Genomic DNA, 22939 nt, shown 5'->3' with positions numbered 1-22939 from the left:
GCATGAACACCACCGCCCTACTCAGCAATCTGCAAACCCATTTCAAACTAAATCCGGATAGCGCTCGCCTATTGATCGTAGGATTGGGCGCTACCGGCTATTCGGCTGCGCAATTTTTACAAAAGACGCCGATTAAATTCGCGGTGATCGACAGCCGGAAAAACCCGCCGCTGATTGATAATTTACGTGAACAAATGCCGGACGTGCCGGTGTTTTCCGGCGGTTTCGACCAATCCGCGCTGGATGTCGCCACTCATTTACTGGTCAGCCCTGGCGTGTCCTTGCACGAAGCCGCCATCCAAAAAGCCGTGCAAGCAGGCGTCACCGTGCTGAGCGACATCGATCTGTTCGCTTGCGCCACCGACAAACCGATTATCGCCATCACCGGCTCCAATGGTAAAAGCACCGTCACAACCATGCTGGGCGAAATGGCTAACGCCGCCGGCGTAAAAACCGCTATCGGCGGCAATCTAGGCACACCCGCGCTGGATTTGCTGCAACAGGACGCCGAACTCTACGTTCTGGAACTGTCCAGCTTCCAGCTGGAACGCACCACGGCGTTGAACGCCAGTGTTGCAACGGTATTAAACGTCAGCCCGGACCACCTTGATCGCCACGACGGCATGGCTGGCTATGCGGCGGAAAAACAGCGCGTGTTCCGGGGCGACGGCGTAATGATTCTGAACGCCGATGACGCGATGGTCATGGCCATGCGCGATCCCGCGCGAAAAACATTGACTTTTTCCACCCAAACTCCAGCCGACTTTTATCTGCGTCGCGGCGAAACCGATACCTTGATGCAAGGCGAACAAGCTCTGATGGCAGCCGGCAAACTGCGCCTGGAAGGTACCCACAATATCGCCAATGCACTGGCCGCCCTGGCTCTTGGCACCGCCGCGGGCCTGAGCATCACCAAAATGTGCGATGCGCTCAGAAAATTCAAAGGCCTGCCGCACCGTATGCAAAAAGTCGCGGAAAAAGGCGGCATTAATTGGGTTAACGATTCCAAAGCTACCAACATCGGTGCCTGTATCGCCGCGCTAAACGGCTACGAGCATAAAGTGATTTTAATTGCCGGCGGCGAAACCAAAGGCGCCGATATGAGCGAACTGGTACCCGCCGTCACCGAGAAAACCAAAGCGGTGGTACTGATAGGCAAAGATGCTCCATTGATCGCACAGGCTTTGAATAACTGTGTACCTGTCCATTTCGCAGGCAATATGAAAGAAGCGGTCACCATAGCCGCCAGCTTGGCCAGCGAAGGCGACAGCGTGCTGCTGTCGCCGGCCTGCGCCAGTCTGGATCAGTATCGCAGCTATGTTGATCGCGGCAATAAATTCGCCGAAGCCGTGATGAGTCTGCCCTTATGTTGAAGCCAACAGTCAAGCCACGCGCGCAAAATCGTTTGCACATCGACCCGGTGCTGATGTTGGCGTGCTTCAGCTTGCTGGGCATCGGCTTCATGCTGGTCACCTCGTCCTCTTTGCATTTGGGCGTAAAAATGGCCGACGACATTTCGCACTACCCATTCAAACAGCTGATTCACATCGCTTTTGGCTTGGGTTTTTCCGCCATCATTTTGAACATACCGATGCAAAGCTGGGAACGAATGGGGCAAACCCTATTTATCGCCGGCCTAGCCTTGCTTTTGGTGGTGTTGATTCCCGGTGTTGGTATCAAGGTTAACGGTAGTATCCGCTGGCTGTCGATTCTGGGACTGCGGATCCAGGTATCGGAAGTCGTGAAATTCATTTCGGTGATTTACATGGCCGGTTACGTCACCCGCCATTCGGACCATGTGCGCCGGTCCGCGTTCGGTTTGGTTAAACCGTTAATGCTGTTTTCGGTGGCTTGCGTACTGTTATTGCTCGAGCCGGACTTCGGCTCGGCCGTGGTGATTCTGATTATCGCCATGGGGATGATGTTTTTGGGCGGCGCCAGAATTTCTCAATTCATTATTTTATTGGGCCTGGTCGCTGGCTTGGCGGTGATATTGGTTATCGAGTCGCCATATCGATTGGCGCGGGTGACCAGCTTCATGGACCCATGGGCCGACGCCAGGGATACCGGCTTTCAGCTAACCCAGGCCTTGATTTCATTCGGTCGCGGCGAGTTTTTCGGCGTTGGCCTGGGCAACGGCCTGCAAAAACTGTTTTATCTACCGGAAGCCCATACCGACTTTTTGTTCTCGGTACTGGGTGAAGAATTGGGCCTGCTCGGCGTATTGCTGATCATCGGCCTATTCGCCGCCCTGGTAGTCCGCGCCTTTGCCATTGGCGAACAAGCCGAGCAAGCCGGCCTGAAATTTTCCGCGCTAGCGGCTTACGGTCTGGGTATCTGGTTTGGTTTCCAATCCTTCGTGAACATGGGCGTCAATATGGGCATGCTACCCACCAAAGGCTTGACCCTGCCACTGATGAGCTACGGCGGCGGCAGTATGATCGTGATGTGCGGCGCAATGGCCGTGCTGTTTCGGATTCACTACGAAGTGACCGAACACAACAAAAGCAATGTAAAGGGGAAACACGGATGAGCGGCCGCATCGTGATCATGGCGGGCGGCACCGGCGGACATGTATTTCCAGCGCTGGCGGTTGCGCAAGAAATGCGCGAACGCGGCTGGCGAGTCAGCTGGCTGGGTACCGAGAAAGGCCTGGAAAGCCGGGTGGTGCCTGCCAATAATATCGATATCGACTGGCTGGCGGTAGCTGGTATGCGTGGCAAGGGATTGCTGTCCAAACTCGGCGCGGGTTTTAAATTGCTTCAAGCCTGCCTGCAAGCACGACGGATATTGAAGCAGCGCCAACCCAACGTGGTATTGGGCATGGGCGGCTTTGTGGCCGGACCGGGCGGCCTGATGGCGAAATGGCTAGGTATACCGCTGGTAATTCACGAACAAAACCGGGTACCCGGCACCACCAACCGATTACTGGTAACGCTCGCCGCCCGCAAAGTGCTGGAAGCGTTTCCGGATAGCTTCGCCAAGTCGGTAAACGCAATTTGTACCGGCAACCCGTTAAGAGATGCGTTCATCGGACTGCCGGAAAAATCGGAATGGCATCCGCAAGCCGGCCGCAATTTAAAGATTTTGATCCTGGGCGGCAGCCAGGGCGCCAAAGTCTTGAATGACACCGTGCCGGAGGCATTGGCCGGATTGAACAATCTGGACGTAAAACACCAGACCGGCAGCGCCATGCAAGCTGAAGTGGCCGAGCGCTACCGTAAGTTGGGCCTGAACGCCGACGCCTTGGCCTTTATTGAAGATATGGCTGGCGCCTACCAGTGGGCCGATTTGATTATCTGCCGGGCCGGCGCGATGACCGTCAGCGAAGTGGCGGCCTGCGGCTTGCCGGCGATTTTCGTGCCATTGCTGAATGCCATCGACGATCACCAATCCGCCAACGCCAAATATCTAACCGAAGCCGGCGCGGCGTTGTTGCTGCCGCAACCCGAACTCAACGCGGAAAATCTGCGTAATACCATAGAACAAGCCATGACATCATTAACATCCATGAGCCGGGCCGCCAAAGCCAAGGCCAGACTCGCCGCCACTCAGACTGTGGCCGATATTTGCGTTGCGGAGGCTGCCGTATGAACCGCCCCAACATCGAAAACCAGGCGCTGGGCGACATCGACAAAATCCACTTCGTCGGTGTCGGCGGCACCGGCATGAGCGGTATCGCCGAGGTGTTGTCAAACTTGGGCTATACCGTCTCCGGCTCGGATATTAGAGGCTCGGCGGTTACCGACCGTTTGCAAGCCATGGGCGTCAAAGTCTATTTCGGCCATCATGCGGACAATGTCGCCGATGTCGATGTGGTCGTTACCTCCACAGCTGTCGATAGAACCAACCCGGAAATCGTCACCGCCTACGAAAATCGCATCCCGGTAATTCCGCGCGCGGAGATGCTGGCCGAACTGATGCGCTTCAGATTCGGCATCGCCGTCGCCGGCACCCACGGCAAGACCACCACCACCAGCCTGACCACGATGATGCTGGCCGAAGGCGGCCTGGATCCAACGTTTGTGATTGGCGGCCGTTTGAACAGCGCCGGCGCTAATGCCAAATTGGGCTTGGGAAAATACCTGGTCGCCGAAGCGGACGAAAGCGATGCGTCTTTCTTGTACCTGCAACCGATGATGGCCATTGTCACCAACATCGATCAAGACCATATGGAAACCTACGGCGGCAGCTACAGCCGCTTGAAAGACACCTTCATCAAGTTTTTGCACCAATTACCTTTTTATGGGCTGGCTGTTTTATGCAGCGACGATCCAGGCGTCTGCGCGATATTGCCGAACATTTCCAAACCGGTGAAAACCTACGGTGTCAACGAAGACGCCGACGTGCGCGCCATCGACATCAAACAGGACGGTTTGCGCACCCATTTCACCGTGCTGCGTTGGGGCGGACAACCGCCGCTAAAAGTCACGCTTAATCTACCCGGCTGGCACAACATGCTAAACGCCTTGGCCGCCACCACCATCGCCACTGCATTGGGCGTGGACGATGCCGCCATAGTCAAAAGTCTGGCCGAATTCAAAGGCGTGGGCAGACGTTTTCAGATCAACGGCGACGTGGATTTTAACGGTGGAAAGCTGACACTGGTCGACGACTACGGCCACCATCCCCGCGAACTCGCGGCTACCTTGGAAGCCTTGCGCCAAGCCTGGCCGAGCCGCCGTAAAGTCGTAGTGTTTCAACCGCATCGTTATACCCGCACCCGCGACCTGTTCGAAGACTTCGTCGAAGTGCTGTCCAGCGTCGATGTGCTGATTTTGCTGGATGTGTATTCGGCCGGCGAAGCGCCGATTACCGGTGCGGACGGCAAAGCCTTGAGCCGCTCGATTCGAGTGCGCGGCCAGGTTGATCCGGTATTCGTGCAAAACCGCGAAGACCTGGCGACTATCTTGGCAGGCATCGTCGAAAAAGACGACGTGGTATTGACCATGGGCGCAGGCAACGTCGGCCAGATCGCCGCCGAATTGCCGCAACAATTGGCCGAGGCCCTAAAGTGATGGTGGCGAGAGGCACTTTATTAAACAACGAGCCGCTGGCGAAATACACCAGCTGGCGGGTCGGCGGTCCGGCGCAGCATTTGTATATTCCGGAAAACAAAGCGGACCTGATCGAATTTATCGCCAGCCTGCCGGCCGGCGAACCGTTGTACTGGATGGGCTTGGGCAGCAATTTGCTGGTACGCGACGGCGGCATTCGCGGCACGGTGATCAACACTCGCGGCCGCCTGAAAGAAATGTATCTGGCCGATTCCGAGCGGGTTTATGTGGAAGCCGGCGTACCTTGCGCCCACGTCGCCCGATTTTGCGCGGATTTAGGCCTGACCGGCGCGGAATTTTTAGCCGGCATCCCCGGCACGATGGGCGGTGCGTTGAAAATGAATGCCGGCGCCTTTGGCGGCGAAACCTGGAGCATCGTCGAGAAAGTGGAAATGATCAACCCACGCGGTGACGTGACCCAGCGGGACCACCACGAATTCGAAGTGGCCTACCGCTCGGTCAAAGGTTTGGCCGACGAATGGTTCTTGTCGGCTCAACTGAAATTAAGCAAAGGCAATAGCGAAGCCAGCCAGCAACATATCAAAGCCTTGCTGGAAAAACGCAACGCCTCGCAACCGACCAACAAGCCGACTTGCGGTTCGGTATTCAAGAATCCGCCCGGCGATTACGCGGCACGCTTGATCGAAGCCTGCGGCCTGAAGGGCTTTGCAATAGGCGGTGCAGTGGTGTCGGAAAAGCACGCCAATTTTATCGAGAATCGCGGCAACGCCAGCTCGGAAGATATAGAAGCCTTGATCGAACATATTCAAACTCAAGTACAAACGCAATTCGGCATCAGTCTGCACACTGAGGTCTGCCGGGTAGGTGAAAAAGCATGAAGCCATTACGTATAAAAAACGCCGCCGATTTCGGCAAAGTCGCCGTCCTGCTGGGCGGCTCCGCTGCCGAGCGCGAAATATCCTTGAACAGCGGCAATGCGGTGTATCAAGCCTTGAAAGCGCAAGGCGTCGATGCGGTCGCGATAGACGTGACCGGCAGCCCGATTCAGGCTTTAGCCGATGTAAAAGTTGACAGAGTATTCAACGTAATCCACGGCCGCGGCGGTGAAGACGGCGTGTTACAAGCGGTATTGCAAGTAATGGGTTTGCCGTATACCGGTTCCGGCGTGATGGCCTCGGCATTGAGCATGGACAAATTGCGCACCAAGCTGTGCTGGCAGGGTTTGGGCTTGAGCACGCCACTGTGGTTCGTGCTGAAAAGCGAAACCGATATTGACGCCTGTATCGCCAAACTGGGTTTTCCGGTGATCGTCAAACCGGCGCAGGAAGGCTCCAGCATCGGTATGAGCAAAGCCACCAACCGCGACGAACTGCTCGCCGCGCTGCAATTGGCCAAGCAATACCTATGCGACGTTTACGCTGAACAATGGGTGCAAGGCCAGGAATACACCGTCGGTGTGCTGGACGGCGAAGCGCTGCCGGCGATCAGATTGGAAACACCGAACACCTTTTACGATTTCGACGCCAAGTATCGGGCGAATACCACGAAATACCATTGCCCTTGCGGCTTGAGCGCGGAGCGTGAACAACAATTGCAAGCCTTGGCGGTACAAGCCTGCCAGGCGTTGGGCGTGAAAGGCTGGGCGCGGGTGGATGTATTTATCGACGCTAACGGCCAATCGCAATTGATCGAAGTGAATACCGTTCCGGGTATGACCGACCACAGTCTGGTGCCTATGGCAGCCAAAGCAGTGGGGATCAGTTTCGAAGAATTGGTCTGGCGCATTTTGGAAACCAGCATGGCGGGTCTAGGTGAGCCGGTTTAGATTCATCTTGATTTCCGCGCTGTTGATCGGTGGCGCTTGGTGGGCTTGGCAGCAATTCGGCGCCAGCGCACTGAGCAGCAAGCCGATCCGCTACGTAAAGATTGAAGGCGCGTTCCAATACACCAGCAAGGACAGACTGAAAGAAGTGTTGGCGCCGCAAATGAAACAAGGCTATTACCAGGCCGACATGGATGCGATTCATCAGGCGATTAAAGCGCTGCCCTTGGTGGACAAGGTCGATGTGAAGCGGGTGTGGCCGGATGCGGTGCATATAAAGATTACCGAGCAAAAGCCGGTGGTGCGCTGGGGCAAATCGGCATTATTGAACAAGCAAGGCGATTTGTTGGTGCCGGACAATATCGACGAATTTAAAAATTTACCGCTGATTACCGGCCCGGACGGCCAGGAAAAGAAGCTGCTGGAGATCATGAAAGGCGTGTACATCGTCTTGAAGGATAAATCGATGCAGCTAGCCGAGTTTCACGTCAACGAACGACGAGCCTGGCGGATTAAGTTAGCCAGCGGCATGGAGATGCATTTGGGCAGAAAGGCGCCGCTGGAAAATATGCAGCGCTTTTTAAGAACCATGGATTTATTGGGTGAGGAACAGCTGGCCATGATAGCGAGCGTGGATACCCGTTACCCGAACGGCTTTGCGGTGACCTGGAAACCGGAAGTCACCAACATCGATTGGAAAGCAATCGTGGAAAAAAACAAAAACCTGATTTAAACGCTTACCGAGCATAAACAATGGCCAAAAAGACAGATCGAAATTTATTAGTGGGGCTGGATATAGGCACGTCGAAAGTCGCTGCCATCGTCGGTGAATACCGCGGTGGCGACGAAATCGAAGTGATCGGTATCGGCACCGCACCGTCCAAGGGCCTGAAAAAAGGCATCGTGGTCAATCTGGAATCGACCGTGCATTCCATTCAGCGCGCGATAGAAGAAGCCGAATTGATGGCCGGCTGCCAGATCAAATCGGTGTTTGCAGGCATTGCCGGCAGCCATATCAAAAGCCTGAATTCGCACGGCATTGTCGCCATCAAGGAAAAGGAAGTCACCCAGCACGACATCGATAGAGTGATCGATTCGGCGCGGGCGGTGGCGATTCCGGCCGATCAGAAAATCCTGCACATCTTGCCGCAGGAGTTTGTGATCGACCAACAGGAAGGCATCAAGGAGCCGATCGGCATGTCCGGTATTCGTCTGGAAGCCAAGGTGCATATGGTCACCAGCAGCGTCAGTGCCGAACAAAACATCGTCAAATGCATCCGCAAATGCGGGCTGGATGTGGACGACATCGTGCTCGAGCAGCTGGCCTCGTGCGCAGCAGTCTTGACCGACGACGAGAAAGACTTGGGGGTGTGTCTGATCGACATTGGCGGCGGCACCACCGATATTGCGATTTTCTCGGAAGGCGCGATCAAGCACACGGCGGTGATTCCCATCGCCGGCGATCAAGTCACCAACGACATCGCCGTGGCACTGCGGACGCCGACCAAAAACGCGGAGGAAATCAAACGCCAATATGCTTGCGCGTTGACGCAATTGGCCGACCCGCAGCAAACCATCGCCGTGCCCAGCATCGGCGACCGCGAACCCCGCAAAATCTCCGCGCAAAATCTGGCGGAAATCGTCGAGCCGCGTTATGAAGAATTGATGTTGTTGGTACAAGCAGAGTTAAGAAGAAGTGGGTATGAAGATTTAATTGCGGCCGGCATGGTAATTACCGGCGGCAGTTCGCAAGTAAGAGGATTGGTCGAGTTGGCGGAGGAAATATTCCATATGCCGGTTCGCATGGGGGTACCGCTACATGTATCCGGATTGACCGATGTAGCGGAAAACCCGATTTATTCGACCGCGGTGGGTTTGTTGCTGTACGGCAAGGATCATCACGGCCGGGCGTTAGGCATGAACGATGATGGCGCGGATCTGTTATCAAAAATCAAAAGCTGGTTTCAAGGAAATTTTTAATTTTTTGTCTGGAGGGTGTGAAAATGAAATATGAATTATTGGATAGTAGCGGCACCGCGGTTATCAAGGTCATCGGCGTAGGTGGCGGTGGCGGCAACGCGGTTAATCACATGGTGGAAGATGGTATCGACGGCGTGCAATTTATCTGCGCCAACACCGATGCCCAAGCCCTTCGGGAAATGAGCGTAGAGTCCATTGTGCAACTGGGTGTAGAACTAACCAAGGGCCTGGGAGCAGGCACTCGTCCTGAAGTAGGCAGAGCCGCAGCGGAAGAAAATCGCGACCGCATCCGCGAAGTAATTGCCGGCGCCGACATGGTATTCCTGACCGCCGGCATGGGCGGCGGTACCGGAACCGGTGCTATCGCTGTGTTCGCCGAAGTCGCCAAAGAACTGGGCGTATTGACCGTAGCCGTCGTATCCAAACCTTTTGATTTTGAAGGCTCCAAGAAAAAAGGCGTGGCCGATGCCGGTTTGCGCGAACTGGAAAAACTGGTCGATTCATTGATCATCATTCCAAACCAAAAATTGCTGCCGACTTTGGGCAACAATAAATCGCTGGTGGAAGCGTTCCGCGCGGCTAACGACGTGTTGCGCGATGCGGTGCAAGGCATTACCGAGTTAATCACTCACCCTGGCCTGATGAACGTTGACTTTGCCGACGTAAAAACTGTCATGTCCAATATGGGCAGCGCGATCATGGGTACCGGCGTGGCCAGCGGCGAAAACCGCGCGCGTTTGGCGGCGGAAAAAGCCATAGCCTGCCCTTTGTTGGATGACAACAATCTGCAAGGCGCGCGCGGCATCCTGGTTAACGTCACCTCCAACGGCGACCTGGGCTTGAACGAGTTCGACGAAATCGGCAGCATCATGCATGCGTTCGCTTCAGAAGACGCCGACATGAAAATCGGTATGGCGGTTAATCCAGCGATGGGTCAGGAAATTAAAGTCACCGTGGTCGCCACCGGCATGGGTGAAAAAGCCAAACAAGCCGCTTCGCCAATCAGCTTGGTGAAAAAAGTCGCGGCCGGCGAGATCAATTACGATCAACTGGACAAACCCACCATCGTCCGCCAGCAAAAACAAGAATCGGCTCGGGAATCTCGCTTTGGCGCGCAACCTAGAAACGATGTGGACCTGGATTACTTGGACGTACCGGCCTTCTTGAGACGCCAAGCAGACTAAGGGCCGCTTGCGGCAAGTCTATGAGGCAGCTGAGCCAAGTTCGGGGGGAGCTATCGCATAATCTGTGATAGACTCCCCGACTTTGTTTTACCTATTTGTCGGCATTTCATGATTAAACAGCGTACTTTAAAAAACACCATCAGAGCCACCGGCGTCGGTTTGCATACCGGCGATAAGGTCTATCTGACCCTGCACCCCTCCGAGCCCGATACCGGCATCCGTTTTCGCCGCGTGGATTTGGAAACTCCGGTGATGATAGCCGCGCGCCCTGAAAATGTCGGCGAAACCAAGTTGTCCACGACTTTGGTCCGCGACGGCGTCAAGGTTTCCACCGTCGAACATTTATTGTCGGCCCTGGCCGGCTTGGGCATAGACAACGCGATTGTCGATGTCAGCGCCGCCGAAGTCCCTATCATGGACGGCAGCGCCGGACCGTTTGTGTTTTTATTGCAATCGGCGGGCGTAGTCGAGCAGGACGTACCCAAACAATATATCCGTATCAAACGCGCAATCCGCGTGGAAGACGGCGATAAATGGGCCGCATTCGAACCGTTCGATGGCTTTAAAGTCACCTTTACCATCGATTTCGAACACCCGGCGTTTTCCGAGCACTTGAAAACCGCGGTGATGGATTTCTCTTCGACTACGTTTGTGAAGGAAGTCAGCCGGGCCCGCACCTTCGGCTTTATGAAGGACATTGAATTTTTACGCGAGAACAATCTGGCGCTGGGCGGCAGTTTGGATAACGCCATTGTGGTGGACGACGATAAAGTGCTGAACGAAGACGGCCTGCGTTATGCGGACGAATTCGTGAAACACAAAATTCTCGACGCGATCGGCGACCTGTATTTGCTGGGCTACAGCCTAATCGGCGAATATCAGGGCTTCAAATCCGGCCATGCGCTGAACAATAAGTTGCTGCTAAGCCTAATGAATGACAAAGACGCCTGGGAAATGGTGACTTTCGAAAATGCCGAAGAAGCACCGATATCCTTCATGCATTCAGCACAAACTTCGGCTAGAGCTACAGGCTAAGACCTACCCCGCCAAACACCCGGAATAAACGGCGGAGGCCCAAGCCTCCCCGTTCCCTCCAGCCTATTTTTAAATAGTTTTCCACCTAATATAGCCCTAAATGAGCAACCATGGCCGTGCGAGAAATGGCCGACTCTCTGGGCTAGCTCTAATTCATTTGCACATCCCTATGACAAATCCTATCCCTGTTATAACTAAGGGATATAGCTCAAAATACGTGAAATAACTCACCCCCTAGCATTAAAGCCAGCTGAAGCCCCGGAAAACAGCCACGCTTATTGCAGCCCCACCATCTCAAAGCAAACCATTTATCCCCTTGTTTTATATATAAATACTCGTACAAAAAAGCTGACAACCCACACTTAACGTTATTTTGGCGCATATTTTGCTGAGCTATTAATGCTGTGTCCCCCCTGGGCGCAGCCAACAAATCGCCACACTCGTCGCAAGGCGGGGCCGGAAAGCTGCGGATCTGATTCAGATAGTCGAGCTACCTCTTTTGAGCAGTCAAGAGAAGGGATTAGCGGGTCGAGATATGGAAACGACGACAACTAATCCATAGCACTCGCTCACTGGTCAGGAATAGTTTGTTATATCACCTGATTAGTCTGAACCCATTGTTTAACACACTGTGCAAACTAGCCCGGTATTTGAAACTCTTTGGACTGGCTCTCCCGCAAACATAGCTCGACATGATCAATCCAGGAATATTGAAATACTTAGCGGTTTTAAGACCGTTCAAATTGCGAGGGAAGCCGTTGGTAAACCGGCCAGCTCTAGGCCCTTACCGTACGAACAGGATCGAACAGTAAGAGCCTGGCATCGCAGCAGTGGGCACATGTGCGTTAGACAACAACTCGTAAAGGGAAATACGAAACCTTAAATGTCGCCGGTAGAGACTACCGGTAAAAATCTACGTCTTACTCTATTTAAAGGAATTGAATTATGTCTGTTAACACTAGAAATGCCCCGGCCTTAAAAAAGGTGACTGTAACGCTTGCTATTGCACTTTTAGGCCTCAGCAGCGCACAGGCCGAGGTCGTAAACGGAACCATCTATAAGACCGTCGACCCGGTTCACGGCGCCGGCACTACTATCGATTTCTATTCGTTCTCACTGTCATCGGCAGCCAATGTTGTAATTGATGTACTAGCGAATGAAGGCTACGCAGCGGGCTGGGGAGCACATCCCGGCGCCTATGTCGATCTAAATGGCGACGGCGAACTGACGCTGGCGGATAGCCAATTCCGTATTTTTCAGGACACTGTATCCCTAGATACAGAAATAGTCAGCGGCGACGACAGTCCAGCGTACACCATACCTGGCAATACCGGCGGATGGGCCGACGGCAGCTTGTTGAGCCGAGACTCCTATCTGGCGACTGCTTTGGACGTAGGCAATTACATTATTGCTTTTGGAGATTACTCTCTCACCATTGAAGAAGCCGTGCTGGGTTTCAACAAGGGCGACGTTATCACTGGAGCAACTGGCCTCAACCCCGTAACTGGCGCCACAGGTCAGGATCATTTTGACTATCAAATAACTCTTACCGCTACCGACTACGTAACCGGAGCCAACCTGCCTTTGACCATAACCGGAGAAGGCGTTAGTGCAGTACCGGTACCAGGGGCCGTTTGGTTGTTCGGTTCTGCATTAGCGGGATTGGGTGTATTCGGCAAACGCCGCACCGCTTAAACCCGAGCAATTAAGAGCGAGTAGGTAAGCCGATATTAGCTATCGACTCACCCCTCGCAATGCATATTTAAAACTTTGGAATCGTCCACTTTTGGCTGCCAGGCCCGAAAAACATCAGACGAATCCAAACTAAACAGCAACTTAAATCTACCACAATCGTAAACCGCGATGTGGTGGATATTGGAGACACTCAAAATGAACATCGATTTACAAAACATTTTCAAAATCACCCTATCCTCCGCGGCGTTAACCCTTGCCATGGCTCAACCTGCTGCGGCGGCTTGGTCAGGTGCCGATAACACTCTCGAGCTGGGTACTAGCATCTCGAACCCCAGTTTCAATTCCAGCAATCTGGGCTTCGCGGGCAATCCGGCTCTGTCCAACGATGGCTGGGGCATGCAAGGCGCATTTACCAACTTCTATCTAAGCTCATCAGCCCAATCCGTGACCGTAGACGCACGTTCGTCCGCCGCAAACTTTCCGGCATTTTCAATCTTCAGAACCAATGTGGCTTATTCGGGCGAAACGGTCGGCGTCGATACACCGGCTGAGCTAACCGGCCAAATCCATAAGTTCAACTCGGTCGGCCAAGCCGGGGACCCAGGTATCATGTGGGCAACAGGTGCGGACGGCATTATCGAAACGCTGGGCTACGTCAGTTCTTCCAGCAAAAACTACGTTAACTCTTTCGGTGGGGTCATCGACTCCGGCGCGCACGATGTCAGTATTGACGACCTGTATGAAACCGGCGTATCCGGCTCGACAGGCGTCACCGGTAACCCTGCGTTTGCCAACACCAAAAGATACGCTACCTTGACACTGAACGACTTGCAGGCCGGCTGGTATGCAGTGTTCGTCGGCGGCGCAGATGTCCTCGGATCCAGCGCCGGTATCTCCTTAAATATCTCCGCGTCGGCCGCCGCGTCTACATACGCCCCACCTGCAGCGGTGCCCGTGCCTGCGGCTGTTTGGTTGTTCGGTAGCGCGCTGGCCGGCTTTTTGGGTATAGGCCGAAGCAAACGCAACGCTTAAGCGTTAACCAACACACAAGGAAGCGCTTAAACGTAAAAGCCTTAAGCCGGTGTTCGTGTAAATAGGGAATTTGGCGAGAGACTTCGCCAAAGGAATAAGGATGGCCGATAAATTACTCGTTGTGGTTTATCGGCCTTTTTTCGTTCACGCTCGCCCGTTGCAAGCTGTTTGGGCAGTATTTTTTTCGCCACTTAACCATTTCTCAGTGGAGTTTCACCATGACATTGTTTCGTCATAGCCTATTAGCGATTGTCTTAGCAGGAACTGCGCTGCTCAGTTTCAGTGCCGCCGCGGTCGAATTGGCACTAGGGCCCATGCCGATAAGCCTGAAGAATTTGCCCGTTCCGCCCGTCCCGGGATTACTGGACGGCCCGGACCCTATTGTCGTCAACAAGAATGCCGCCATTGTCTTGGGCAAGGCGCTCTTCTGGGATACTAACGTTGGTAGCGACGGCATGGCCTGTGCGTCCTGCCACTTTCACGCCGGCGCCGACGGCAGGGTAAAAAATCAGCTTGCTCCGGGCGGCCAATCCAGCCCTTTAAGCGACCAAGAATTCAGCAATGCCGTGACGGGTGCGTCGTTGGGACCGAATCATACCCTCAGCGTCGCCGACTTTCCTTTACATCAACGGGAAGACCCACTACAGGAACATTCCGCGCTCCTCTTCGACACCGACAATGTAGTCGGTTCGTCCGGTACTTTCGGCGGGGAATTCAGAGCAGTAGACCGTTTCACCGCGCCTAACGACACGTGCAGCCGCAGCGCCGATAGCCTATTTCATGCCGGCGCCGTCGGCACCCGCAAAGTGACGTCGCGCAACGCGCCCAGCGTGATCAATGCGGCGTTTAATCATCGCAATTTTTGGGACGGTCGCGCCAACAATGTGTTTAACGGCAGCAGCCCCTGGGGCGACCGCGACCCCAACGCCGGCGTCTGGGTAAAACAGAACGCCACGACGCTAAGCAAACAACGCCTGCATTTGATCAATTCCTCGTTGGCATCATTAGCGGTGGCTCCACCGCAAAACACCACCGAGATGGCCTGCCGCAACCGGACCTTGATGGAGCTCGGCAGAAAACTGCTGTTACGCCGCCCTTTGCAAAACCAGAAAGTACACCCTGCAGATAGCGTATTGGGACCTTACAGCCTCAATTCAAAACCGGGCATGAACACCACATATAAACTGCTGATCATGCAGGCATTCAATCCCAAATACTGGTCGTTCAGCGGTAGCACGCCAATTCCGGTACCCAAAGGGCTAGCGCCATACAATCAGACCGAAGCCAACTTTGGGATGTTTTTTGGCCTGGCCATCCAACTCTATGAAAGCACGTTGATTTCGGACGAATCGCCATTCGACAACAGCGCCCGCGACGCCGGCAATCAACCGATAGAGCTAAGCGCTTCGGAATTGAACGGCTTAAAACAATTCAGAAAAAATCAGTGCGCACTCTGCCATCTAGGCCCCAACTTCAGCTCAGCATCGATCAACGCCAACGCGGCCATTGCCAGAACCCACCCTGAAGCGTTTGGCGAGCCGGCCTTCTACATCAGCGCATCAACCAATGTGGTGAATCGCATTCCATTGTTTATCCAAAACGCGCCAGTCACCGCTTTTTTCGATACCGGCTTCTCTTCCACCGGGGTAACCGAGGCAGCGGCCGACATTGGCGTGGGTGGCGTGGACGACTTCGGCAACCCGTTATCGTTCAGTCGGCAATATTTACAATATTTGGCGGGGAATAGCGCCGGCGTGCTGGAAGAGGATGTCAGCAAGGTCCGCGCCTGCGATTTTCAGGAAGCCATTGCCCTGAACCTTAAGCTGCCTTATTCGCTACCGAGCTTGTTTACGCTTACCGACGGCATACGGCCCCAGCCGCAAAGTACGGAAAACTGCTTTCTACCGGCCAGCAATGCCTTTTTGCCCACGACCGCCGCCGCTTTAGCGGAGTTGAACAAGCCCAACACCAAGAAAATGGTTGCGGCCGTCGATTCGACTTTTAAAATACCGTCGCTACGAAATATCGAGTTAACCGGACCGTACATGCATAACGGCAGCATGGCCACGCTGGAACAAGCGATAGAGTTTTATTCACGAGGCGGAAATTTTGCCTACGACAGTAAACAGGTCACTCGGGTATTCCCGCAGCCCAATTTACAATTGGACGCACAAAACCGGGCTGACCTCATCGCCTTCCTGAAAACCCTGACGGATGACAGAGTCCGCTACGAAAAAGCCCCCTTCGACCACCCCGAAATCAAAATACCTCATGGTCACGTGGGCACGGAGCAGGCAGTAAGTGGCGGCAACCCTCTAGCCGGCGTTCTGGGCAAAGATCAATTCCTGACCATTGAAGCGGTTGGCGCGCAAGGCAATTCATCGCCGATACGGCCTTTCGAAGAATATTTGGAGCCATAACGAGTCTGAAGCTTCAGTCCACAGTCACCGGCGTTGGCCGGTGACTCCCGCAAACGGCGAGATTAAAATCATCGGCGTCTTTATCTCAAAACGCTAATGTACAAGTGCGGCTCACTCACTATTTCCCCCGGTCTATCCCTTAGGATGTCCTTCTGGGCTTATTCAAGTTTGGTATTAAAATCATATATTTGCGACCAAAGCGACTGTATGTTTTTTGGGAGACTCACCTAAATTTACCGAGCAAGCTGACTACCTGCCTTCCATCAAGCGCTTGTTAAGTGTCTCCCCCAAGCGTGCCATTGCAGCACCCAGTAAGTCCAGCTCGTCGCCCCGTTGCGCTTGATCGCAAATCAAGCCGATATTTTCAACTGACGGCAAACACGGCACACGTTTCGGCTGAACCGGCTCGGCTATCGGCGGCACGATGCGCACCTGCAACCGGACGATATAGGGATGCCCGGCCTCATGCAGCTTGTCTACAATCGCCCGATTGAAAAAGCGGATTTGCGATGCCCAACTGGCGGAATCGCAGTACAACAGCATCTGCGCACCGGACGCGACGCAATGTATAGCGTGCTGGGCAATATCGGCAGGCAATGCCGTTCTAACAATCGCAAGTAAAGCATGTTGCGCGGTAATCTGCGCCAAACACAGGTTCAGCTGTTTATTGTCAAAATCCAGTGCAGTCTTGAACGCATTTTTGCGATAACGAGTCATTGCAAACCCATTTGTTGGCTGCCGATTTTTGGATATTCCAGAATCAGTCCCTGCTGATCGTTTCTAAGCACATGCCAGCCTTTGCCCACTATGTGCTGCTCATCCATGGCTGACAAAGGCAGATTTTCAGGCTCGACACCGAATCGGCCCGGAAAGAAACCGACACGTATTGATCTGCTTGCGGCTTGTTGTTGTATATCGTTTATCGCATCCAGTAAAGAAACATAACCGTCGCCGGCAGACATGAACGCTCGCATCTCACTAACTTCTGCCGAGCCCGTAATCGCTTCGGTCTGCCGGACCCGCCCGCCGCACTCTATACGAAACACATGCGCCCAGTTCGATACCAGATAAGTGTCGGCCTGCTTGTCACACAAGTAGGTTTTTCCGGTTGCAAACGCCTGCTCCAGCTTCGGGAAGTCGTTATCGCTGTTGCGGAAACTCTCCGAAAATACGGCATAGTTGACGTGAAAAAGGACTAAACAGACAGAAATCAGCAATTTGGCAATCATCCAGCCACCGCGAACACGAGCGCGGCCATGATTCGCCATCAGCACAAACAATCCGGCCAATAAAAAGGGTGAATATTGCAGGGTATGACGCAGGTTAATCAGTTCCCCCCATTGATAGCGCGTGCGGGCAGCGACGACCAGACAAGATCCCATAGCCAGATAAATCGTTGAAATAGCGAAGGCCTTTTTGCCGATAGTCGACACATTGGACCAGCGGTATTTATAAATCGCGTAGGCAGCGGCGATCAGCAAAACCCCGAAGCCAAGTAAACCGGGCAGCGACCAAGCCACATAGCGGGCACATTCGCTGCAAGCCGTTCCATCCTTTAGCAAAGCCTCGATATAAGTGCGCAGATTCTCGACAAAACCTATCGTGCTTGGCCCCATCAAATACGGATTCGGCGAGCCGAATATCACTATATTTCTGAGTAACAGCGGCGCTACCACCACGGCCATACCGAACATCGCCGCAGCAGCGTGTAGCAAAACAGCGCGACGCTCCCCCGCAGCGCTGCTTAACCAGCCATAACAAAAATATAAAACAATGGTGACCAACAATGCTAAATGGGCATTTCTGATCGCATAAGCCACACCCGCGAGCAAACCGGCGAAGATAAAGCCGGATATAGACCTCGAATTAAGCGTCAAGCCAATTACAGCCACCGCTAACCATAAACCGAATACATCGGTAAGCCCCATCAGCGAGTGCTTTAGCACACCGGGGGATAACGCAGCCAGTCCGGCTAATAACAGGGCGAGGATGGGGCCGATGCTGTGACGAAAACTAAAAAACAATAACCACGGCAATGTGATAGCGGAAAAATGCGCCAAACCTATCGCCGCGTCTTTCACATCGATACCAAAACTGGAAACAGCCGCCAGCACCACGGCAAAACCGATGGGAAACAAACGGTTTTCTACCTGATCCTGATCGCCCGGTGCCAAGCCATACGGGGTAATCAGCAAGCTGCCGGAATCGAGAAAATTTCTGGCTTGTTCGATATAGCTGGCACTATCCGGCGAAAACGGAAAACTTGGCGATCTGTAGTGCAAATGCACCATCACCATTAGCGATATCGCCGATAAAATTAATAATTGATGTAACAGTGCTCTAAGTTGCCAAGTCATACTTGTTTGCTATTTCGGTAGATGATCAGGAATTGGCCACCAGCCAAACGCCCTCGCAAATCAGCAAAATGCCCAAGACGCGGAAAGCGGTGACAGTCTCGCCGAGCAGCATGCCGATCAGCACGGTTAACGCAAAGCCCAAGCCTACCAGGGGATAGGCTTTACTGACATCCCATGATGCCAACACCTTCAACCAGACCACGGCGCCGACGCCGTACAAGGTAAAACCGGCAAACACAAATTTGTTGGTAAATACTATCCAGGGCAGACGCGGCGTCAGCGGCCCAGCCATGGCCTGTTTTACATCCAAACTGGACATACCAAGTTTCAACATGAATTGCGCGGCGACAGACAGTACGATGCTAAAAATGGCGATCAGTAGAATTTGCATGAGTTATTCCCAAGGTAAAAAATGAGCGGCAAGCGTGGCGAATAACATCAACAGAACTGTCATCCGGCTACCGAAGTCGCGAACCGCAAACACCAGCGGGTCATCGTGCATTTCCCCGCGAGCGGTTTTTATCCACAAGCGCGCCAACCAGTAAATCAGGCCTATCGCCACCAACCACAATAGTTGCGGATTTAAGTAACGCGCCTGCGTATCTGCCGAGGTAATAAACAAACCAAACACCACCACGGCGCACAACGCGGAACTGACGCCTAAAGGCCACAGCACCACCAAATCCACTGCCCGGTAATCGCGGCCATGCGTGGTTTCCCGGCCTTTTTGTTGCAGAGCGACCAGTTCGGAACAACGTTTGACTAAAGCCAGACTGAAAAAGATAAACACCGAAAACGCCAACAACCAGGAACTGGTCGCTGCCGCCGCCGCCACGGAGCCGGCTATAATCCTCAGCGTATACAGCAACGACAGCACCATCACGTCGATCAATACATAGGACTTCAACAGCCATGTATAAGTGGTGGTGACGAATAGATACAGCAGCAACATGCCCAAAAAGGTCTGCGATACGTTCAGCGCTAAAACCAGGCCGATCAGTAACAGTACGCAAGCGCCTGCCAAGCCTTTCAAAATGGGTAATTCGGCGCTGGCAAACGGCCTGAATTTCTTGCGTGGATGATTGCGGTCGCTGTCCAGATCCCACAAATCGTTACCCATATAGGTGGCGGAAGCGGCCAAGGAAAACCCGAAAAAGCCCAGCACAACAGTACCCAGCTTATCCAAATCGTCAAACGAAAAGGCTGTTAACAGCGGTACGAATATCAACAGATTCTTCATCCATTGATGAACCCGCAACGCGCGCAACCACAAGCGAAATTGATTAACGCCGGCAGTAAACTCCTGTTCTATCGGGGTATTTGCCCGCACCAACTTCGCGACGGACTTTGAGGTGTTGACCAGTATCGCCGCCTGCGCGGCCTGCCAAATCGGCAAATCGGCTTTGCTGTCACCGGCATAGACAAAGTTAGGCCCCACGGTCTGGCGGATGGCCTCCAGCTTGTTGACGCCTTTTAGGTTATGGTTTTCATCGCTGCCCAGCACCTTATCGAACAAATCAAGATGCTTGGCAACCGCATCGGCAATATCGGTATGCGCCGCAGTAGCCAGCACCAACTGTCTGCCCCGGCGTTTTTCCGCGCGCAGATACTCAAGCAAATCGGTTCGATAAGGCAAACTCTCAACATCTAGGGACGATGCTTGTGCCACGCGATCTTTAAAAGCCGCCCGCCCCTTCAACAACCAAATCGGCAATTTAAATACCACCAGCGGCCGCCGTTTGCAGACCTGTAATACCGATTCGACCAGGGTATCGGTGGGTGTCAGCGTGCCATCCAAATCAACGACAAGCGCGGTTAGCGAAGTTTCTGTCATGTTATTTTTCTATAAGGCAATTAATGCAACGCTGAAAAGTCGAAAATACCTGGGCTATCAAACACATTGTAATGTAACAGCAATTGCGCAAGCTACGTTTAACTGGGTCCGCGCGGTAACACACAGCCATCCTCCGACCATGTCCCACTTAATCCCCAGAAAAATCCAAGTACAAATCCCTGCCGTATTTTTCTCGTTGAGTCTGTCTGTGAGCCTGTTACTATCAACAAAAATACGGTCCTGACCAGCGGATTATCCGAATCAACAATGACAATATTGCGGAGGTTTTAATGACAAACTTATTGATCAACACATTTGTAGCGCTATTTCTGGCGAGTCAAAGCATAGCCTATGCCGCCGATCTCACGCGCGCCCAAGTCGAGCAAATGCTGGCCAAAGCGGACAAGCAGCATCCCGCCGACCTGCGCCGCAAGGATCTGACCGACCTGGACCTGTCCAATCTGGATTTTCGCAACGCCGATTTGTGGGGCGCCGATTTGAGACGTTCCAATCTGAATAAAAGCAATCTGCAAGGCCTGACGCTGGATTTAACGGTGATGACTAATATCAAGCTCAGCGCCGCTAATCTATCCAACACCAGCATATTCGGCGTCAGCCTGATGCACGCCGACCTCAGCAACGCCGACATGAGCGGCAGCCGGGTAGTGGCTATCATGGACGGTGCCAATCTAAGCCATGCTAATCTCAGCAATGTGCAATGGGCAGCCGACATGAAAAACCAATCGATGGGTTTGATGAGGGCCAGCTTGAAAGGCGCCAATTTGACCGGCGCCAACCTCAGCAACGCCCAACTGGGCCGGGCGATGCTGAAACACGCCAAACTGAATAATGCCAATCTGCAAAACGCCGATCTTTATTCCGCCGAGATGGATGGCGCTAACCTGACCGGCGCTAATCTGACCAACGCCAATTTCTCGCAAACCAAATTGCACGACGCGATTTTCACCGAGGCGGTGACTACCGGCACCCGCTTTGACGGCGCCCAAAACCTACCCGATTCAGTAAAGCCGGCCCCTTCCAAATAATCGAGACCACTTCATGCAAATCCCCAAGCAATTACTGCAACGTAAGTCCGTCGAAGCCTTGACCGATGTCCAGCACGGCTTAAAGCAAACCCTCACCGCCAAAGACTTGACCATCCTGGGCATAGGCGCGGTGATCGGCGCCGGCATCTTCGTTTTGACCGGTATCGCCGCCGCCAAATACGCCGGGCCGGCCATCGTCGTGTCCTTTATCCTGGCCGGCATCGCCTGCGGTCTGGCCGCGATGTGTTACAGCGAACTGGCGGCGATGATACCGGTGTCCGGCAGCGCTTACAGCTATGCCTACGCGACCATGGGTGAACTGATGGCCTGGATCATCGGCTGGGATTTGATCCTGGAATATGCGCTTGCCAGCAGTACGGTAGCGATAGGCTGGGCCGGCTACCTCACCAGCTTTCTGGAAAATTTGGGGATACATTTACCCACCTATCTCACCACGGCTTATTTGGCCAACCCCGAGGCCGGCTTCATCAATTTACCCGCCGTGACCATCATTTTATTGCTGACCGGCTTGTTGGTGATCGGTATCCGCCAGTCGGCGATCTTCAATTTCGTCATGGTCTTGATCAAACTGTCGGTAATTGTAGTGTTCATTGTCGCCGGCTCAGGACATATCCAAACCGAAAACTGGGCGAATTTCACACCCTTTGGTTTCGGCGGCGTGTTGACCGGCGCTGGGGTGATTTTCTTTGCCTACATCGGCTTCGACGCGGTCTCCACTGCCGCCCAGGAAGCCGTTAACCCTCAGCGTGACGTACCGATCGGCATCATCGCCTCGCTGGCCGTCTGCACCTTGTTGTACATCCTGGTGGCCGGGGTATTGACCGGCATCATTCCTTACACCGAACTGAACGTCCCGGCACCGATTGCGCTAGCGGTCGATCATGTGGGTATGAACTGGCTCTCGCCGATTATTAAAATCGCCGCCATCGCCGGCTTAACCTCGGTGATGTTGGTGTTACTGATGGGCCAAAGCCGGATCTTCTTCTCAATGGCGAAAGATCAACTCCTTCCGCCATTATTCGCGCAAGTCCACCCCAAATATCAAACCCCGCATTTATCCACCATCCTGGTTGGCGTAGCCGTGTCTCTACTAGCCGGCTTCATGCCCATCGAAAAACTCGGCGAATTGGTCAGTATCGGCACCTTGTTTGCGTTCGTACTGGTCTGCGGCGGCGTCTGGATCTTACGGAACAGCCACCCGGAAATGGAACGCCATTTCAAATGCCCGGCGGTGCCTTATGTGCCGATTGCCGGGATTTTGGTGTGTTTGAGTTTGATGGCGGGTTTGCCGATTGATACTTGGATTCGGTTGTTCGTTTGGCTGTTGATCGGGTTTTTGATTTATTTTGGGTATGGGGTGAAGCATAGTCAGCTGCGGTCTTCCTAACTTTTTTGGGGCTGACCGGCTTACAACTGGTCCGTTCGCCCTGAGCTGGTCGAAGGGCTAATGTGATGTGTCGCTGGCGCGACGGCTGGTTTTAATGTCGGGTCTCGG

At 53.7% G+C, this 22939-nt stretch carries 19 protein-coding genes and 1 riboswitch; of the genes, 15 read left to right on the top strand and 4 right to left on the bottom strand.

Annotated elements, in window-relative coordinates; translation table 11 throughout:
* Nucleotides 1-2 precede the first annotated feature (2 nt).
* From murD to A1332_RS13905, 13 genes are all read left to right on the top strand, one after another.
* On the top strand, nucleotides 3-1373 hold the full coding sequence (gene murD / locus A1332_RS13965; protein WP_064009100.1) for a UDP-N-acetylmuramoyl-L-alanine--D-glutamate ligase: 1371 nt from the start codon (nucleotides 3-5) through the stop codon (nucleotides 1371-1373).
* A complete protein-coding gene (ftsW, locus tag A1332_RS13960) occupies nucleotides 1367-2533 on the top strand; it encodes a putative lipid II flippase FtsW (RefSeq protein WP_064009099.1) in 1167 nt (388 codons plus the stop codon). Before murD ends, ftsW begins: the two co-directional genes overlap by 7 nt.
* Nucleotides 2530-3594 (top strand): undecaprenyldiphospho-muramoylpentapeptide beta-N-acetylglucosaminyltransferase, encoded by a 1065-nt coding sequence (gene murG, locus A1332_RS13955; protein WP_064009098.1) that lies wholly within the window; start codon nucleotides 2530-2532, stop codon nucleotides 3592-3594. The genes ftsW and murG overlap by 4 nt, the downstream gene beginning before the upstream one ends.
* Nucleotides 3591-5018, top strand: coding sequence for a UDP-N-acetylmuramate--L-alanine ligase (murC, locus tag A1332_RS13950; RefSeq protein WP_064009097.1), 1428 nt, complete (start codon nucleotides 3591-3593; stop codon nucleotides 5016-5018). Before murG ends, murC begins: the two co-directional genes overlap by 4 nt.
* On the top strand, nucleotides 5018-5896 hold the full coding sequence (gene murB, locus A1332_RS13945) for a UDP-N-acetylmuramate dehydrogenase (protein ID WP_064009096.1): 879 nt from the start codon (nucleotides 5018-5020) through the stop codon (nucleotides 5894-5896). Before murC ends, murB begins: the two co-directional genes overlap by 1 nt.
* Nucleotides 5893-6843, top strand: coding sequence for a D-alanine--D-alanine ligase (locus A1332_RS13940; protein WP_064009095.1), 951 nt, complete (start codon nucleotides 5893-5895; stop codon nucleotides 6841-6843). Before murB ends, A1332_RS13940 begins: the two co-directional genes overlap by 4 nt.
* Entirely contained in the window at nucleotides 6830-7573 is a 744-nt protein-coding gene (locus A1332_RS13935) for a cell division protein FtsQ/DivIB (protein ID WP_064009094.1), read from the top strand. The genes A1332_RS13940 and A1332_RS13935 overlap by 14 nt, the downstream gene beginning before the upstream one ends.
* A 20-nt stretch (nucleotides 7574-7593) precedes the next feature.
* The gene (gene ftsA, locus A1332_RS13930; protein WP_020483769.1) at nucleotides 7594-8820 is read left to right on the top strand and encodes a cell division protein FtsA; all 1227 of its coding nucleotides are present in this window, start codon (nucleotides 7594-7596) and stop codon (nucleotides 8818-8820) included.
* A 23-nt stretch (nucleotides 8821-8843) separates the two neighbouring features.
* A complete protein-coding gene (ftsZ, locus tag A1332_RS13925; RefSeq protein ID WP_020483770.1) occupies nucleotides 8844-10004 on the top strand; it encodes a cell division protein FtsZ in 1161 nt (386 codons plus the stop codon).
* 108 nt (nucleotides 10005-10112) lie between these two features.
* A complete protein-coding gene (gene lpxC / locus A1332_RS13920; protein WP_026602972.1) occupies nucleotides 10113-11039 on the top strand; it encodes a UDP-3-O-acyl-N-acetylglucosamine deacetylase in 927 nt (308 codons plus the stop codon).
* 423 nt (nucleotides 11040-11462) lie between these two features.
* Nucleotides 11463-11537: riboswitch (cyclic di-GMP riboswitch) on the top strand.
* 447 nt (nucleotides 11538-11984) lie between these two features.
* The gene (locus A1332_RS13915; RefSeq protein WP_064009093.1) at nucleotides 11985-12734 is read left to right on the top strand and encodes a VPLPA-CTERM sorting domain-containing protein; all 750 of its coding nucleotides are present in this window, start codon (nucleotides 11985-11987) and stop codon (nucleotides 12732-12734) included.
* A gap of 195 nt (nucleotides 12735-12929) precedes the next feature.
* Nucleotides 12930-13766 (top strand): hypothetical protein, encoded by an 837-nt coding sequence (locus tag A1332_RS26030; RefSeq protein WP_064009092.1) that lies wholly within the window; start codon nucleotides 12930-12932, stop codon nucleotides 13764-13766.
* A 218-nt stretch (nucleotides 13767-13984) separates the two neighbouring features.
* Nucleotides 13985-16186: a cytochrome-c peroxidase gene (locus A1332_RS13905; protein WP_064009091.1), complete on the top strand. Its 2202-nt coding sequence runs from the start codon at nucleotides 13985-13987 to the stop codon at nucleotides 16184-16186.
* A 249-nt stretch (nucleotides 16187-16435) separates the two neighbouring features.
* Here A1332_RS13905 and A1332_RS13900 read toward each other — a convergent pair whose 3' ends face one another.
* From A1332_RS13900 to A1332_RS13885, 4 genes are read right to left on the bottom strand one after another with little or no spacing between them, the layout of a single operon-like run.
* A complete protein-coding gene (locus tag A1332_RS13900; RefSeq protein ID WP_064009090.1) occupies nucleotides 16436-16903 on the bottom strand; it encodes a DciA family protein in 468 nt (155 codons plus the stop codon).
* Nucleotides 16900-18543, bottom strand: coding sequence for a hypothetical protein (locus tag A1332_RS13895; RefSeq protein ID WP_064009089.1), 1644 nt, complete (start codon nucleotides 18541-18543; stop codon nucleotides 16900-16902). The genes A1332_RS13900 and A1332_RS13895 overlap by 4 nt, the downstream gene beginning before the upstream one ends.
* 25 nt (nucleotides 18544-18568) lie before the next feature.
* A complete protein-coding gene (locus A1332_RS13890) occupies nucleotides 18569-18934 on the bottom strand; it encodes a hypothetical protein (protein ID WP_064009088.1) in 366 nt (121 codons plus the stop codon).
* A 3-nt stretch (nucleotides 18935-18937) separates the two neighbouring features.
* Complete coding sequence (locus tag A1332_RS13885) at nucleotides 18938-20377, bottom strand: UbiA family prenyltransferase (RefSeq protein ID WP_064009087.1); 1440 nt, start codon at nucleotides 20375-20377, stop codon at nucleotides 18938-18940.
* Nucleotides 20378-20667: 290 nt separating this feature from the next.
* Here A1332_RS13885 and A1332_RS13880 point away from each other — a divergent pair, with 290 nt between their 5' ends.
* A complete protein-coding gene (locus A1332_RS13880) occupies nucleotides 20668-21423 on the top strand; it encodes a pentapeptide repeat-containing protein (protein WP_064009086.1) in 756 nt (251 codons plus the stop codon).
* A 13-nt stretch (nucleotides 21424-21436) separates the two neighbouring features.
* The gene (locus A1332_RS13875; RefSeq protein ID WP_064009085.1) at nucleotides 21437-22831 is read left to right on the top strand and encodes an amino acid permease; all 1395 of its coding nucleotides are present in this window, start codon (nucleotides 21437-21439) and stop codon (nucleotides 22829-22831) included.
* Nucleotides 22832-22939: the final 108 nt, after the last annotated feature.

The organism is Methylomonas methanica, from assembly GCF_001644035.1.
Taxonomy (GTDB): domain Bacteria; phylum Pseudomonadota; class Gammaproteobacteria; order Methylococcales; family Methylomonadaceae; genus Methylomonas; species Methylomonas methanica_A.
The sequence above is the reverse complement of the archived record's forward strand: the minus strand, read 5'-3'. Positions and strand labels throughout refer to the sequence as shown.

Excerpts from the sequence above, each read along its gene's own strand:
- murD (WP_064009100.1), top strand. The coding sequence starts at position 3 with ATGAACACCACCGCCCTACTCAGCAATCTGCAAACCCATTTCAAACTA.
- ftsW (WP_064009099.1), top strand. The coding sequence starts at position 1,367 with ATGTTGAAGCCAACAGTCAAGCCACGCGCGCAAAATCGTTTGCACATC.
- murG (WP_064009098.1), top strand. The coding sequence starts at position 2,530 with ATGAGCGGCCGCATCGTGATCATGGCGGGCGGCACCGGCGGACATGTA.
- murC (WP_064009097.1), top strand. The coding sequence starts at position 3,591 with ATGAACCGCCCCAACATCGAAAACCAGGCGCTGGGCGACATCGACAAA.
- murB (WP_064009096.1), top strand. The coding sequence starts at position 5,018 with ATGGTGGCGAGAGGCACTTTATTAAACAACGAGCCGCTGGCGAAATAC.
- A1332_RS13940 (WP_064009095.1), top strand. The coding sequence starts at position 5,893 with ATGAAGCCATTACGTATAAAAAACGCCGCCGATTTCGGCAAAGTCGCC.
- ftsA (WP_020483769.1), top strand. The coding sequence starts at position 7,594 with ATGGCCAAAAAGACAGATCGAAATTTATTAGTGGGGCTGGATATAGGC.
- ftsZ (WP_020483770.1), top strand. The coding sequence starts at position 8,844 with ATGAAATATGAATTATTGGATAGTAGCGGCACCGCGGTTATCAAGGTC.
- lpxC (WP_026602972.1), top strand. The coding sequence starts at position 10,113 with ATGATTAAACAGCGTACTTTAAAAAACACCATCAGAGCCACCGGCGTC.
- A1332_RS13915 (WP_064009093.1), top strand. The coding sequence starts at position 11,985 with ATGTCTGTTAACACTAGAAATGCCCCGGCCTTAAAAAAGGTGACTGTA.
- A1332_RS26030 (WP_064009092.1), top strand. The coding sequence starts at position 12,930 with ATGAACATCGATTTACAAAACATTTTCAAAATCACCCTATCCTCCGCG.
- A1332_RS13905 (WP_064009091.1), top strand. The coding sequence starts at position 13,985 with ATGACATTGTTTCGTCATAGCCTATTAGCGATTGTCTTAGCAGGAACT.
- A1332_RS13900 (WP_064009090.1), bottom strand. The coding sequence starts at position 16,903 with ATGACTCGTTATCGCAAAAATGCGTTCAAGACTGCACTGGATTTTGAC.
- A1332_RS13895 (WP_064009089.1), bottom strand. The coding sequence starts at position 18,543 with ATGACTTGGCAACTTAGAGCACTGTTACATCAATTATTAATTTTATCG.
- A1332_RS13890 (WP_064009088.1), bottom strand. The coding sequence starts at position 18,934 with ATGCAAATTCTACTGATCGCCATTTTTAGCATCGTACTGTCTGTCGCC.
- A1332_RS13885 (WP_064009087.1), bottom strand. The coding sequence starts at position 20,377 with ATGACAGAAACTTCGCTAACCGCGCTTGTCGTTGATTTGGATGGCACG.
- A1332_RS13880 (WP_064009086.1), top strand. The coding sequence starts at position 20,668 with ATGACAAACTTATTGATCAACACATTTGTAGCGCTATTTCTGGCGAGT.
- A1332_RS13875 (WP_064009085.1), top strand. The coding sequence starts at position 21,437 with ATGCAAATCCCCAAGCAATTACTGCAACGTAAGTCCGTCGAAGCCTTG.